The following is a 12,124-nucleotide window of genomic DNA, read 5'->3' as shown; positions in this document are numbered from 1 at the left end:
GCCGACTCCCCGGCGGGGAGTCGGCCATCGGCGTTCAGGGATCGCTCACCGGCGTGGGCGCGGGGCCGGCCGGCGGAGGTGGGGCGTCCGTCACATCAGGGCGACGGCAAGGGCCTTGCGGGCGCGCATGGAGGCCTGCTCGGCCTTGCGGCGCAGTCGCGCCGCGCGCATCACCCGCAGGCCGAGGCGTTGCTCCTCGGCCTCGTGGAGGCGTTCCTGCATATGCGCACGCGCCAGGGATTCTTGGAGGAGATTCATCTCAAGGGTCCTGTTCTGGATCTGGAGTTCGGTGGTCTGCTCGGAGCGGACGGTGGGATCGATGCCGGCGGGGTTCATGTGGTGGTCCTGCTCGTGGTGCGTGGTCGGGAAGGGACGGGACAGTTCGGCGTCGGCCTTGGCGGCCGCGAGGCGTACCGAGTCGCGCAGTGCGGTGTCCAGCGGGGGCTGCTCTCCCCTGCGGACGGCTGCACCCTCGGTGCGGGACATGGCTGCGGGGTTCACGCCATGACCTCGGTCTTGCGCGGACGGCCACGGGGGCGCTTGCGGGCGACGACGACGCCCTGGACGAAGAGCTCGCCGCCCCAGACGCCCCAGGGCTCGCGGCGCTCCAGCGCGCCCGTGAGACAGGCGGCCTTGACGGGGCAGGTGCCACACAGCGACTTGGCGTACTCGACGTCGGCGGGCGTCTCCGCGAAGAAGACCTCCGGGTCGAAGGCCCGGCACGGGATGGTCTGCCCGAGCGAGTCGGCCTCGTCGATGGCGGTGAGCTGCATGAGTGTTACCTCCGGGGGGTCGGCCTGGTCGGCCTTGACGGTCTTGTCGGGTACGGACGGGAGGGGCGGCGGTGTGATGACCGTGGACACTGTGGGCGTCTTCCTCGTCTTCTTGGTGGATCCGGCCGGGCTCGTTGTTCGAGTTCGGCCGGAGGCCCCGTGGGGCCTGGGTGGGTCTTGCGTACCGGACAAAACAGAAGGGCCGCGGAACCCGGTGGCTGGGTTTCCGCGGCCCTGGAGGCACCGCCCTGACGGGTTGCGTCAGGGTCGTTCGCTCCAGGGTCCAGGCCCGCGGAAAGCCTGCTTCCGGACGGCATCGGCGCCGCGAACGGCGGCCGTGGCCAGAATGATCTGCTGCTGCTTCTGCTCGACTCCGGCACCGCCGACCGCCGCATAGCGGCCATGGGCCGCTTCTGCCGCTACTGCCTTCGGTGCCTTGGTCGGTCGCTCGTCGGACAGCGTCACGCCGCCGCCGAACATGGACCAGTCACGGGACGAAGCCACCTCGACACGGGTGCCCTCAGCATTGCCACGACCACTGACAAGGCAGTGCTCGGCAACCAGCAGGACTCCGGCGTTGCCGCCGGCCACGTCGAGACCCAGACCCGGCACGAGGGCGCGCGCGGGCATGGCGAGGGTGGACATCGGGTCGGTCATTTTGATGATCGTCTTCGTCGACACTGAACTCGCCTCCTCTCGGCGTCTCGCGGTGCCCAGTCCCCCGGGCTCCGATATCTGGTTGATGGTCGCGCACGCAGAAACAAGCCCTCTGCGAGCGTTTGCGGTCTCGTCCCCTTGACCGCTCCGGCAGGCTATTGCGCCTTACACGCGGCGCGCAAACTATTTTTCCGGCGAGTTCTCCGGCGAGTTCTCGGCCTGCTCGGCGGCCTCGTCCCCGGGTGAGTCCTGCGACTGCTCCCCGGCGGGCTCCCCCACGAGCTCCGGACTCTCCCCCGCACACAACAACAGCACGTCGGAGCCGTACTTGTCCAGCTTCATGGCCCCCACCCCGGAGATCCTGGAGAGCTCCGCGAGGCTGCCCGGCACGTCCTCCGCGATGGCCGTCAAGGTGGCGTCGGTGAACACCACGTAGGCCGGGACGCTCTGCTCCTTGGCGCGGGCCGAGCGCCACTCGCGCAACCGCTCGAACAGCGCCTCGTCCATGGTGGACGGGCAGCCCTCGCAGCGGCGGAGCTTGCGCTCGACGGCGTCGGTCAGGGTGCGGTCGCAGACCCGGCACTTGACCGGGCCGCGCGCCCGGCGCGCGGCCGAACGCTCCGCGCCGGGCTCCACGCCGCCGCGCCCGCCCCGACCGCGCGCGGCGGGGCCGGAGGAGCCGGGGCGCAGCCCGTCCAGGAAGCGGGTGGGCTTGCGGGAGGCGCGGCCGCCCGGGGAGCGGGACAGCGACCAGGAGAGGGTGAGGAAGCGCCGGGCCCGGGTGACGCCGACGTACAGCAGGCGGCGCTCCTCCTCGACCTGCTCGTCGGTCTTGGCGTAGATGATCGGCAGCGTGCCCTCGCTCAGGCCGACCAGGAACACCGCGTCCCACTCCAGGCCCTTGGCGGCGTGCAGCGAGGCCAGCGTGACGCCCTCGACGGCGGGGGCGTGCTGGGCGGCGGCCCGGGCGTCGAGCTCGGCGACGTAGGACGCCAGGTCGGCCCGCTCGCCGGCGGCGGCCCGGGCGGCTTCGAACTCCTCGGCGAGCCGCACCAGCGCGTTCAGCGACTCCCAGCGCTCGCGGACCGCGCCGGAGCCGGCCGGGGCGGTGGCGGAGAAGCCGCGGGTGGCCAGCACCGCGCGGACCTGGGCGGCGAGGTCGGGCGCGCCGGCCGTCAGCGGGTCGTCGGCGGCCCGGGCGGCGCCCTTGAGCAGCACCCCGGCCTCGCGGACCTCGGGCCGTTCGAAGAACCGCTCGGCGCCCTTGAGCTGGTAGGAGATGCCGAGGTCGGCGAGCGCCTGCTCGTACACCTCGGACTGGCTGTTGGTGCGGAACAGCACGGCGATCTCGCTGGCCCGCACGCCGGTGCCGAGCAGGTCGCGGATCAGCCGGGCGGTGGACTCGGCCTCGGTGGGCTCGTCCTGGTACTCGCGGTAGACCGGCTCGGGGCCGGCCTCGCGCTGCGAGACCAGCTCCAGCCGGTGCTGGGCGGCCTGGCCGCGGGCCTGCGAGAGCAGCCCGTTGGCCAGGTGCACCACCTGCGGGGTGGAGCGGTAGTCGCGGACCAGCTTGACCACCGTCGCCCCGGGGTGGCGGTGGCGGAAGTCCAGCAGGTAGTCCGGGGTGGCGCCGGTGAAGGAGTAGATGGTCTGGCTGGCGTCTCCGACCACGCAGAGGCTGGCGCCGCCGTCGCTGCCCGTCCACTGCTCCAGCAGGCGCTGCTGGAGCGGGGAGACGTCCTGGTACTCGTCGACGGTGAAGTGCCGGTACTGGGAGCGGACCTGCTCGGCGATCTCCGGCCGGTCCTCCAGGATGGCCGCGGTGAGCAGCAGGACGTCCTCGAAGTCGATCAGGCCGCGTTCGCGCTTGGTGCGCTCGTAGGCGGCGTAGACCCGGGCGATCTCGGCCGGGTCGCGCGGGGCCTCGCGGGCGGACTTGGCGACGGCGGCCGGGTAGTCGTCGGGGACGACCTGGGTGACCTTGGCCCACTCGACCTCGGCGGTCAGGTCGCGCAGTTCGGTGCGCTGGACGCGCAGGCCGGTGCGGCCGGCCGCCTCGGCGACCAGCTGGACCTTGCGCTCCAGCAGCCGGGGCACCTCGCCGCCGATGGCGCGCGGCCAGAAGTACTGGAGCTGGCGCAGCGCGGCGGCGTGGAAGGTGCGGGCCTGGACGCCCTCGGCGCCGAGCTGGCGCAGCCGGCCGCGCATCTCGCCGGCGGCGCGGGCGGTGAAGGTGACGGCGAGGACCTGCGCGGGGTGGTAGACCCCGCTGCGCACGCCGTAGGCGATCCGGTGGGTGATGGCCCGGGTCTTGCCGGTGCCGGCGCCGGCCAGCACGCAGACCGGGCCGTGCAGGGCGGTGGCCACGGCGCGCTGTTCGGGGTCGAGTCCGGCCAGCACGGCGTCCGCCCCGAGGGGGGCGAAGCCGTCGGAACGGTGCTGCGTGCTGGGGCCGCCGAGGCCGGGGAGGTCGTCCTGCATGCCTTCCATCCTCGCAGGCGTGCCGGACAGTGCGGACGGTGTTGTCCACAGGCGGGCTCGGATGATCGGATCGTCCCACTGTTGTCCGTCCCGGAATGGGGGCGGTCCGCCGGGCGTTCGACCGGGGGGCTGCACCGCCCCGCCCGTCGATCGAAGGAGTCCCTCACCATGTCCGGCACCGTCACGATGTACAGCACGACCTGGTGCGGCTACTGCAACCGCCTCAAGAGCCAGCTGGACCGCGAGGGCATCGCCTACACCGAGGTCAACATCGAGCAGGACCCGGCCTCGGCGGCCTACGTGGAGTCGGTGAACGACGGCAACCAGACGGTGCCGACGGTCGTGGTGGTCGGCGCCTCCGGCGAGCAGAGCGTGATGACCAACCCGAGCCTGCGCCAGGTCCAGGCCGCACTGGTCTGATCCGCCCCGAGCGCCCGTCGAGGCCCCGTCCCGCTCAGGGGGACGGGGCCTCGCCCAGTTCGTAGAGCAGTCGGGCGCGGTCGGCGGCGTAGCGGGTCTCCACCACCCGGATCGGGCCGCGCCGGTCGCGGGTGACGCGGGTGTTGACGAGCAGCGGCACGCCGGGTCCGAGGCCGAACCAGGCGGCTTCGACGGGGTCGGGCATCCGGGCGGTGAGGTGGTCGGTGGCGGTGGTCTCGGTGCGGCCGAGGTCGGCCAGGGTCCGCTCGTCGCCGCCGGGGGCCGGGAGGTCCTCCATCAGCGGGGTGCCGTCGGCCAGTCCGGGCCGGTAGTGGCTGTCCTCGATGGCGTAGGGCTCGCGGGCGACCAGGCAGAGCTGGCGGCGCATCATGACGGCGTCCTCGGGCTGGAGTCCGAGCCAGTCGGCGATGTCGCGGCGGGCCCGGACGGCCCACACCTCGTACTCGAAGCTGAGGTCGAGCCCGGCGGCCCGGGCCTCGGCGGCGTAGGCCTCGCTGCTGGAGGGGAGGACGCCGCGGCGGTGCGGGCGGGCGTGGACGCGGTGGTCGTGCCGGGTCCGGCGGCGCAGGTAGGTGCCCTTGCCCTGGACGCGGACCACCCGGCCCTCGTTGACCAGGACGTCGACGGCCAGGCGGACGGTGTTTCTGGCGACCGCGTACTGCTGTCCCAGTTCGCTCTCGACGGGGAGCCGGCCGTCGCCCTCCCATTCGCCGGCGTCGATGCGGCGGCGGAGGTCGGCGGCGAGGCGCTGGTACTTGGGCGGGGGTGAGGTGGTATGGGGCGTCACGCGAGCGAATGTAGCCAGGCCTTTCATGGCATTTCAGCCGAACGGTGAGCGGCCGGGGCGGCGTCTGTTCGGGAAACCCGGCGGGACCTGCCGAAGGAGATTCGAACGGCTCCGGCCGGGTGCGACGGACCGCCATGTTCCGCCCTGTTCGGCAGGAGCACCACGGGGGCGCGCGGAACCAGTCCGCACGCCCCCGTGGGCCGGGCCGAGGTCACCAGCGGGCGGCCGCCGGCAGCGGTTCGCCGTACCAGAGCTCGACCAGGTGGCGGGCGATCGAGATGCCGGACGGCGGCAGGATCTCGCCGGCCTCCATGCCCGCCCGCAGTTCCTCCCGGCTGAACCAGCGGGCCTCGGACAGCTCCTCGCCGTCCACCGTGATCCCGGTGCCGTCGGGGTGCGCCCGGCCCAGGAAGCCGAGCATCAGGCTGGACGGGAACGGCCAGGGCTGGCTGGCCACGTACTCGACGTCGGCGACCCGCACGCCCGCCTCCTCCAGCACCTCGCGGCCGACCGCCTGCTCGATCGACTCGCCGGGCTCGACGAACCCGGCCAGCGTCGACCAGCGGCCCTCCGGCCACAGCGCCTGCCGGCCCAGCAGGCAGCGGTCCTCGTCGTCGGTGATCAGCATGATCACCGCCGGGTCGGTGCGCGGGTAGTGCTCGGCCGCGCAGGAGGTGCAGCGGCGCAGGTGGCCGGCGCCGGCCTTCTCGGTGCGGTGGCCGCAGCGGGAGCAGAAGGTGTGCAGCCGGTGCCAGTGCTCCAGGGCGACGGCGTGCACCAGCAGGCCGGCGTCCCGGTCGGAGAGCGAGGCTCCGACCTCGCGCAGCCCGGCCGGGCGGGCGTCGCCGTCCAGTCGGCCGGGCAGCGACTCGCAGTCCAGCGCGAAGTGGTGCACGCCGTCGTCGTCGGTGCCCAGGAAGTACCGGTCGCCGTTCTGCGGGGCCTCGAAGGAGGGCAGCAGCACCAGTTCGGTGCCGCTGCCGGTGTCCACCACGAACGCCTCGCCGCCGGCGATCGGCAGCACCTTGGTGGTGGGGTGGCTCCAGGCCGCGGCCAGCCACGGCTCGTCCAGCCGGCGGTGCGCCGCCCGGTCCACCCCGGCGCGGGCCAGCGCGAGGTGCTTGGTGTCAGGGGCGCTGCTCAACTCGTCCATCCCCGTTCGCTTCGGTCGCTTCGGTAGGGCAGTGCGGCAGGTGCGGTGTCGCTCCGGGACGCGCGCTCACGGGCGGAAGTTCTCCGCGAGGTCGCCCCACAGGTACGCGGAGGTCTCGACGCCCTTGCGGAGCAGGTCGAGCTCCACCTTCTCGTTGATCGAGTGCCAGCCGTCCGACGGCACCGAGATGCCGAGGAACAGCACCGGCGCGCCCAGCACGTCCTGCAGGTCGGCGGCCGGGCCGGAACCGCCCTCGCGGGTGAACAGGATCTTCTGCTCGAAGGCCCGTCCCATCGCCCGGACGGTGGACTGCAGGGCGGGGTGGTCCAGCGGCGTCAGGCACGGGCGGGTCGCGCCCGGGAAGACGATCTCGTGCCGGATGCCCGCCGGGACCTGCTCGGAAACCCAGGCGGCGACGGCCTCCCGGACCTTCTCCACCTCCTGTCCGGCGACCAGCCGGAAGGACAGCTTCAGGTGCGCCTCGGCCGGCACGATGGTCTTGCCGCCGGGGCCGGTGTAGCCGCCCCAGATGCCGTTGACCTCGGCGGTCGGCCGGGCCCAGACCCGCTCCAGGGTGCTGTAGCCGGCCTCGCCCTGGGTGCCGTACGACTTGGCGACCTTCAGCCACTGCGCCTCGTCGAAGGGCAGCTCGGCGAACAACTCCCGTTCCTGCTCGGTGAGTTCGACGACGCCCTGGTAGAAGCCGGGAACCGCGACGCGGCGGTCGGCGTCGTGCAGGCCGGCGGCGAGCGCGGCGGCCACGTCGGCCGGGTTGGGGACGGCGCCGCCGAACGAGCCGGAGTGGATGTCGCTGTCGGGGCCGTACAGGTCGATCTGGCAGTCCGCCAGGCCGCGCATGCCGGTGCACACGGTCGGGGTGGTCTCGGACCACATGCCGGTGTCGGAGATGATCACCACGTCGGAGGCCAGCCGGGCGGCCTCGCGGCGCACCAGGGCGCCGAAGTTCGGCGAACCGGACTCCTCCTCGCCCTCGATCAGCAGCTTGAGGTTGACGGCCGGCGCGGTGCGGCCGGTGGCGGCGAGGTGGGCGCGCACGCCGAGGGTGTGGAAGAACACCTGGCCCTTGTCGTCGGCGGCGCCGCGCGCGTACAGCCGGCGGCCGACCACGGTGGGCGTGAACGGCTCGGTGTCCCAGCCGTCCGCCTTGGCGGCGGGCTGCACGTCGTGGTGGCCGTAGACCAGCACGGTCGGCGCGCCCTCGTCGCCGGACGGCCACTCGGCGTAGACCGCGGGCAGCCCGTCCGTCTCCCACACCTCGGCGACCGGGAAGCCGGTCGCGCGCAGCTTCTCGACCAGCCACTCGGCGGAGCGCCGGACGTCCCCGGCCCGGCCGGGATCGGCGGAGACGGACGGGATGCGCAGCCAGTCGGCGAGGTCGGCCAGGAAGGCGTCCTCGTGCTGGTCGATGTAGGAGCGGACGGCGCTGTCCGGGGTTTTCGTCATACGGACGACTTTAGTTCGCCCGAGTGGGTCCGCGCCCACGGCCTCCCCCGGCCGTGAGCACGGTCACCCTCCCCCTGCCGGGCCTCAGGCGGCCCGGCGGCCCAGCGCGATCTTCGACCGGGTGAGCAGCGCCGCGAGCAGCACCGCCAGCACCGGCAGGCCGACCACCATGGCCGCCAGCTCCGTCCACGGGATCGCGATCACCGCGTCGGGGGCCTCCTCGCCGGGCATCATCCACCTGGCCCGGTCCTGCGCCTCGAAGATCCGCAGGGCGATGGACGGGACGGCGCCGCACAGCAGGCCGAGCACCGCGCCCATCGCGGCGATCACGCCGCACTGGAAGCCGGACAGCCGGCGCCGGATGCCGCCGCTGGCGCCGACCGCGGCCAGCGTGGCGAGGTCCTGCTGGGAGTCCGCCGCGGCCAGGCCGGTGGCGATGCCGGCCGCGCCGAGCGCCACCAGGCCGGCGAACACCAGCAGGCCGATGGTGATCAGGTCGACGTCCGGGTGGAAGCCCCGTTCGAGCATGAGCGTCGCGTTGTCGTCCAGCTTGGCGAGCGAGCCGTTCGCCTTCTGGTACGCCTTGTCGGTCGGCTCGGCGGCGGGCAGCCAGAGCGAGCCGGCCTCCCGGGTGCCCAGGCCCGCCTTCGCGGCGGCCTGCGGGGTCATCATGGCGGTGCCGAACACCGTCGGGGCCTGCACCTCCACCGCGTCCACCAGGACGTGGCTGGTCTTCGGCTCGTACGGGACGCCCGAGTTCATCGCCTTCTGGTCGAAGGCCTCGGTGACCTGCACGTCGAGCTTGCCGTTCTCCACGTACCCGGGGCGGAACACCAGCGCCTTGCCCTCGGCGAGGGCCTTCTCGACGGCCTGGTCGCGGACCCCGAACAGGTTGTGCAGCAGGGCCGCGTCGCCGACCAGGGTGTCGCCGAACATGCTGATCTGGAACGATTTCCGGTCCCGGTTCACCACGCACCGCGGGTCGTTGTGCAGGCGCTCGAACTCCTCGGGGCTGCGGGCGTCGTCGGCCGGGCAGCGCTTGGACTCCGGCAGCACGGCGCGGGCGTAGCCGCAGGGCGCTCCGGGCCCGCACTTGCCGGCCTGCGTCAGGTCGAAGACGTCGGCGCGCTCCCCGAGGCCGGGCATGCTGCCCTCGACCACGTCGCGCATCAGCGGCAGCCGGCTCTGGTCCGCGGTCGGGCCCCAGCCGGCGAACAGCGCGACGGTGTTGGCGGGCGCCGACGGCTGGTAGTCGCGGCGCTGCTGCTCGGTGCTGCTGGCGGTGTAGATGCCCACGGCGACGGCACCGGCCACGGCCGCCATCACGGCGGCCACCGCCGGGGCGGTGCGGCCGCGGTGGCGGACCGAGTCGCGCAGCGCCAGGCGCGGGCTGAGCGGCAGGTGGCGGCCGAGCCGGCCGAACAGGCCGATCAGCATCGGGGTGCACAGCAGCATGCCGATCTCGGCGATCACCGAGCCGCCGAGCAGGCCGTAGGTGACGGCGGTGCCGGTGGCCGCGCAGGCCAGCGCCAGGGTGGCGCCGCCGCCGACCATGATCAGGCCGATCACCAGCACGATCCGGCTGGCGGGCTTGATGCCGCCGCGTCCGGTGAGGGCCGCCACCACGTCCTGCCGAGCCGCCTGGACGGCGGGCACCACGGCCGCGAGCAGGCCGGTGACCAGGCCGACCGCGGCGATCGCCAGCAGGTCGAGCGGCTGGAGGTCGAAGTGTCCGAAGCGGCGGCCGGCGAACTGTTCGGCGTTGTCCTGGAACACCGCGACCAGGCCGATCGCCAGCACCAGGCCGACCACGGCGCCGGTGACGCCCAGCACCGCGCCGCCGCCGAGCACCACGGCGCGCACGTGCCCGCGGTCGCCGCCGCCGGCGGCGAGCAGGCCGAGCTGGCGCCGCGAACGGCGGGCGCCGACCGCGAAGGCCGGGCCGGCCAGCAGCACGATCTCCAGCAGGGCCATGCCGACCACGGTGGCGGCGATCGCGAGGGTCACCTTGTTGACCCCGCCGTAGTCCACCCGGCCCGGCAGCTGGTACAGCGGCACCTCGGAACGGGCGGGCGGGTCCAGCAGGACGGCCTCGGCGCTGACCAGGAAGCCGTACTTGTTGAGCTCCACCACCTTCGGCCAGTCCAGCGCGGCGGCTCCGGCGGGCAGCTGGACCAGCCAGGCCGCGCGCCCGACCTCGCCGGCCCGCTCCGGGTCGGCCTGCGCCAGCGGCGCGATCACGCTGCCGGGGGCGGCGAACAGCTCGGCGCGCTTGAGCTCGGCGGGGATCTCGGCGACGCCCGTGATGGTGAACGGCTTGGACTCCAGGCCGCGGACCGCGGTGGCGTCGCCGAGCCGCAGCCCGGACTGGTCCAGGAACTCCTGGGTGGCGGCGATCTCGTTCGGCTTGGCCGGGGCGGTGCCGCGGACCAGGTTCAGCATGCCGTGCCACACCGGGTCGGCGAGGTCGGCCTCGGTGACCTGCACCGTCATCCGGCCGTCCTTGGTGGTGGCGGTGGTGCGCGGCCCGGCGGGCATCGGCACCAGCTTGGCGCCGGCCGGCAGCAGTTCCTTGATCAGGTCGGCGGGCTCGGTGTCGGCGCTGCGCTTCTCCTCGGCGGTCTTCTCGCGCTGCTTCCCGTCGGGGGTCGACCTGCCGGTCTGGGACTCGTCGTCGGGGTTGGGCGCCTGGAACACGGTCTCGCCGCGCTGCGCCATCTCGATCCGGGCGTCGGCGGTGCCCATCGCGCGGGCGACCCGCTCGCTCGGCTCCAGCTGGGCGCTGCGGGCGACCACGTCGACGCCGGCCACGCCGAGGATCGGCAGCGCGATCATCGCCACCACCAGGGCGCTGCGGCCCTTGGCGCGCATGGCGTCACGACGGGCGATCCGCAGGGCCGCCCGCCACGCCGTCAGCCTCACTGGTCCCCGTCCTTGCGCGCGTTGGCGGCGGCGGTGACCAGCAGGGTGCCGGCGTCCTGCCGGGCGGTCTCGTCGACCAGCCGGCCGTCGCGCAGGAACACCACCCGGTCCGCCCAGGCGGCGTGCCGGGCCTCGTGGGTGACCATCATGGCGGCGGCGCCGGCGTCGCAGCGGGCCCGCAGCACGGCGAGCACGGACTCGCCGGTGGTGGAGTCGAGGGCGCCGGTGGGCTCGTCGGCGAGCACCAGGCGGCGGTCGCCGATCAGCGCGCGGGCGATGGCGACGCGCTGCTGCTGGCCGCCCGACATGTCGTCGGGGAAGCGGTCGGCGAGTTCGGCGATGCCGAGTTCCTCCAGGGCGGCGAGCGCCTCCTTGCGGGCGGCGCGGGCCGATATGCCGTCGAGTTCGCGGGGCAGCGCGATGTTCTCGGCGGCGGTGAGGGCCGGAATCAGGTTGTAGTCCTGGAAGACGTAGCCGACGGAGCGGCGGCGGACCGCGGCGAGCTTCTTGCGGTCGAGGCCGCCGAGCACGGTGCCCTCGACCAGCACCTGGCCGCCGCTCGGGCTGTCGAGGCCGCCGGCCAGGGTCAGCAGGGTGGACTTGCCGGAGCCGGAGGGCCCCATCACGGCGACCAGTTCCCCCGGGTACACCTTCAGGTCCACGGCGCGCAGCGCGTGCACCTCGGCCGCCCCGTGGCCGTGCACCCGGCTCACCTGGTCCAGGTGCAGAACCGGCTGGGCCGGCTTGAGTTGTTCGGACATCGCTCCCCCAAGGAGGTTCAGCCGCGGTCGCGGCTCTTGACGACGCGGCGCTCGGCAGGCGCGGCGACGGGTTCGGCCGCGACGGCGGCCTGCCGCTCGGCGTGCTGGCCGAGCCGGGATTCGCAGTGGTCCAGCCAGCGGATCTCCGCCTCGGTCTGGAAGATCAGCTGCTCCAGCACCAGCAGCCAGGCCAGGTCCCCGCCGGAGCCGGAGTCGGCGGCCAGCGCCCGGCCCTTGAGCCGGGTGTAGTCCTGCAGCGCCTGCATGCTGTGCCGGCGCTGGCCCTGGACGACCGCGGTGACGTCCACTCCCGGGACGGTCACCGCCATCGCCAGCTTGATCGCCAGCTCGTCGCGCGGCGGGTTGGTGCGCGGCACCGGGCTGTCGAACCAACGGCGCAGTTCCGCGCGTCCCTCGTCGGTGACGGCGTAGAACTGGTGCCCCTCGTCGTCCTCGCCCGCGGACTCGACCAGACCGTCGCGCTCCAGGCGGCCCAGGGTGGTGTAGACCTGGCCGACGTTGAGCGGCCAGGTCGCCCCGGTGCGGGCCTCGAACTCGGTTCGCAGCTGGTAGCCGTAGCGCGGACCCTGGTCGAGCAGGGCGAGCAGGCCGTGACGGATCGACATACCGAGTATGTATACCCGGTATGGACCACCTGCTCAAGCCGTGCCCCCTTCCGGCCGAG

The 12,124-nt window shown here is 73.8% G+C and carries 11 protein-coding genes; 1 reads left to right on the top strand and 10 read right to left on the bottom strand.

Features of this window, described 5'->3' with window-relative positions:
* Positions 1–90 precede the first annotated feature (90 nt).
* The 4 genes from ACWEMJ_RS27910 to ACWEMJ_RS27895 all read right to left on the bottom strand — a co-directional run bounded on the left by ACWEMJ_RS27910 (position 91) and on the right by ACWEMJ_RS27895 (position 3,911).
* Positions 91–501, bottom strand: coding sequence for a hypothetical protein (locus ACWEMJ_RS27910; RefSeq protein WP_452139899.1), 411 nt, complete (start codon positions 499–501; stop codon positions 91–93).
* A complete protein-coding gene (locus ACWEMJ_RS27905) occupies positions 498–863 on the bottom strand; it encodes a WhiB family transcriptional regulator (protein WP_452139898.1) in 366 nt (121 codons plus the stop codon). Before ACWEMJ_RS27905 ends, ACWEMJ_RS27910 begins: the two co-directional genes overlap by 4 nt.
* A gap of 171 nt (positions 864–1,034) precedes the next feature.
* Complete coding sequence (locus ACWEMJ_RS27900; protein WP_452139897.1) at positions 1,035–1,454, bottom strand: hypothetical protein; 420 nt, start codon at positions 1,452–1,454, stop codon at positions 1,035–1,037.
* Positions 1,455–1,613: 159 nt separating this feature from the next.
* A complete protein-coding gene (locus ACWEMJ_RS27895; protein WP_452139896.1) occupies positions 1,614–3,911 on the bottom strand; it encodes an ATP-dependent DNA helicase UvrD2 in 2,298 nt (765 codons plus the stop codon).
* A gap of 168 nt (positions 3,912–4,079) precedes the next feature.
* On the opposite strand from ACWEMJ_RS27895, the gene ACWEMJ_RS27890 reads away from it, so the two are divergent.
* Positions 4,080–4,331: a mycoredoxin gene (locus tag ACWEMJ_RS27890; protein ID WP_452139895.1), complete on the top strand. Its 252-nt coding sequence runs from the start codon at positions 4,080–4,082 to the stop codon at positions 4,329–4,331.
* Between the two features lie 34 nt (positions 4,332–4,365).
* On the opposite strand, the gene ACWEMJ_RS27885 is transcribed toward ACWEMJ_RS27890, so the two are convergent.
* The 6 genes from ACWEMJ_RS27885 to ACWEMJ_RS27860 form a co-directional block, all read right to left on the bottom strand.
* Positions 4,366–5,139: a GntR family transcriptional regulator gene (locus ACWEMJ_RS27885; protein WP_452139894.1), complete on the bottom strand. Its 774-nt coding sequence runs from the start codon at positions 5,137–5,139 to the stop codon at positions 4,366–4,368.
* A 211-nt stretch (positions 5,140–5,350) separates the two neighbouring features.
* Positions 5,351–6,292: an NAD(+) diphosphatase gene (nudC, locus tag ACWEMJ_RS27880; protein WP_452139893.1), complete on the bottom strand. Its 942-nt coding sequence runs from the start codon at positions 6,290–6,292 to the stop codon at positions 5,351–5,353.
* 66 nt (positions 6,293–6,358) lie between these two features.
* The gene (locus ACWEMJ_RS27875; protein ID WP_452139892.1) at positions 6,359–7,756 is read right to left on the bottom strand and encodes a dipeptidase; all 1,398 of its coding nucleotides are present in this window, start codon (positions 7,754–7,756) and stop codon (positions 6,359–6,361) included.
* A gap of 84 nt (positions 7,757–7,840) precedes the next feature.
* Entirely contained in the window at positions 7,841–10,678 is a 2,838-nt protein-coding gene (locus ACWEMJ_RS27870; protein WP_452139891.1) for an FtsX-like permease family protein, read from the bottom strand.
* Positions 10,675–11,439 carry an ABC transporter ATP-binding protein gene (locus ACWEMJ_RS27865; RefSeq protein WP_452139890.1) on the bottom strand — a complete coding sequence of 255 codons (765 nt, stop codon included), beginning with the start codon at positions 11,437–11,439 and terminating at the stop codon, positions 10,675–10,677. The genes ACWEMJ_RS27870 and ACWEMJ_RS27865 overlap by 4 nt, the downstream gene beginning before the upstream one ends.
* A 17-nt stretch (positions 11,440–11,456) precedes the next feature.
* On the bottom strand, positions 11,457–12,065 hold the full coding sequence (locus ACWEMJ_RS27860; RefSeq protein ID WP_452139889.1) for a PadR family transcriptional regulator: 609 nt from the start codon (positions 12,063–12,065) through the stop codon (positions 11,457–11,459).
* Positions 12,066–12,124: the final 59 nt, after the last annotated feature.

It is taken from the genome of Kitasatospora sp. NPDC004531, assembly GCF_053602195.1.
The sequence above is the reverse complement of the archived record's forward strand: the minus strand, read 5'-3'. Positions and strand labels throughout refer to the sequence as shown.

Excerpts from the sequence above, each read along its gene's own strand:
- ACWEMJ_RS27895 (WP_452139896.1), bottom strand. The coding sequence starts at position 3,911 with ATGCAGGACGACCTCCCCGGCCTCGGCGGCCCCAGCACGCAGCACCGT.
- ACWEMJ_RS27890 (WP_452139895.1), top strand. The coding sequence starts at position 4,080 with ATGTCCGGCACCGTCACGATGTACAGCACGACCTGGTGCGGCTACTGC.
- nudC (WP_452139893.1), bottom strand. The coding sequence starts at position 6,292 with ATGGACGAGTTGAGCAGCGCCCCTGACACCAAGCACCTCGCGCTGGCC.
- ACWEMJ_RS27875 (WP_452139892.1), bottom strand. The coding sequence starts at position 7,756 with ATGACGAAAACCCCGGACAGCGCCGTCCGCTCCTACATCGACCAGCAC.
- ACWEMJ_RS27865 (WP_452139890.1), bottom strand. The coding sequence starts at position 11,439 with ATGTCCGAACAACTCAAGCCGGCCCAGCCGGTTCTGCACCTGGACCAG.
- ACWEMJ_RS27860 (WP_452139889.1), bottom strand. The coding sequence starts at position 12,065 with ATGTCGATCCGTCACGGCCTGCTCGCCCTGCTCGACCAGGGTCCGCGC.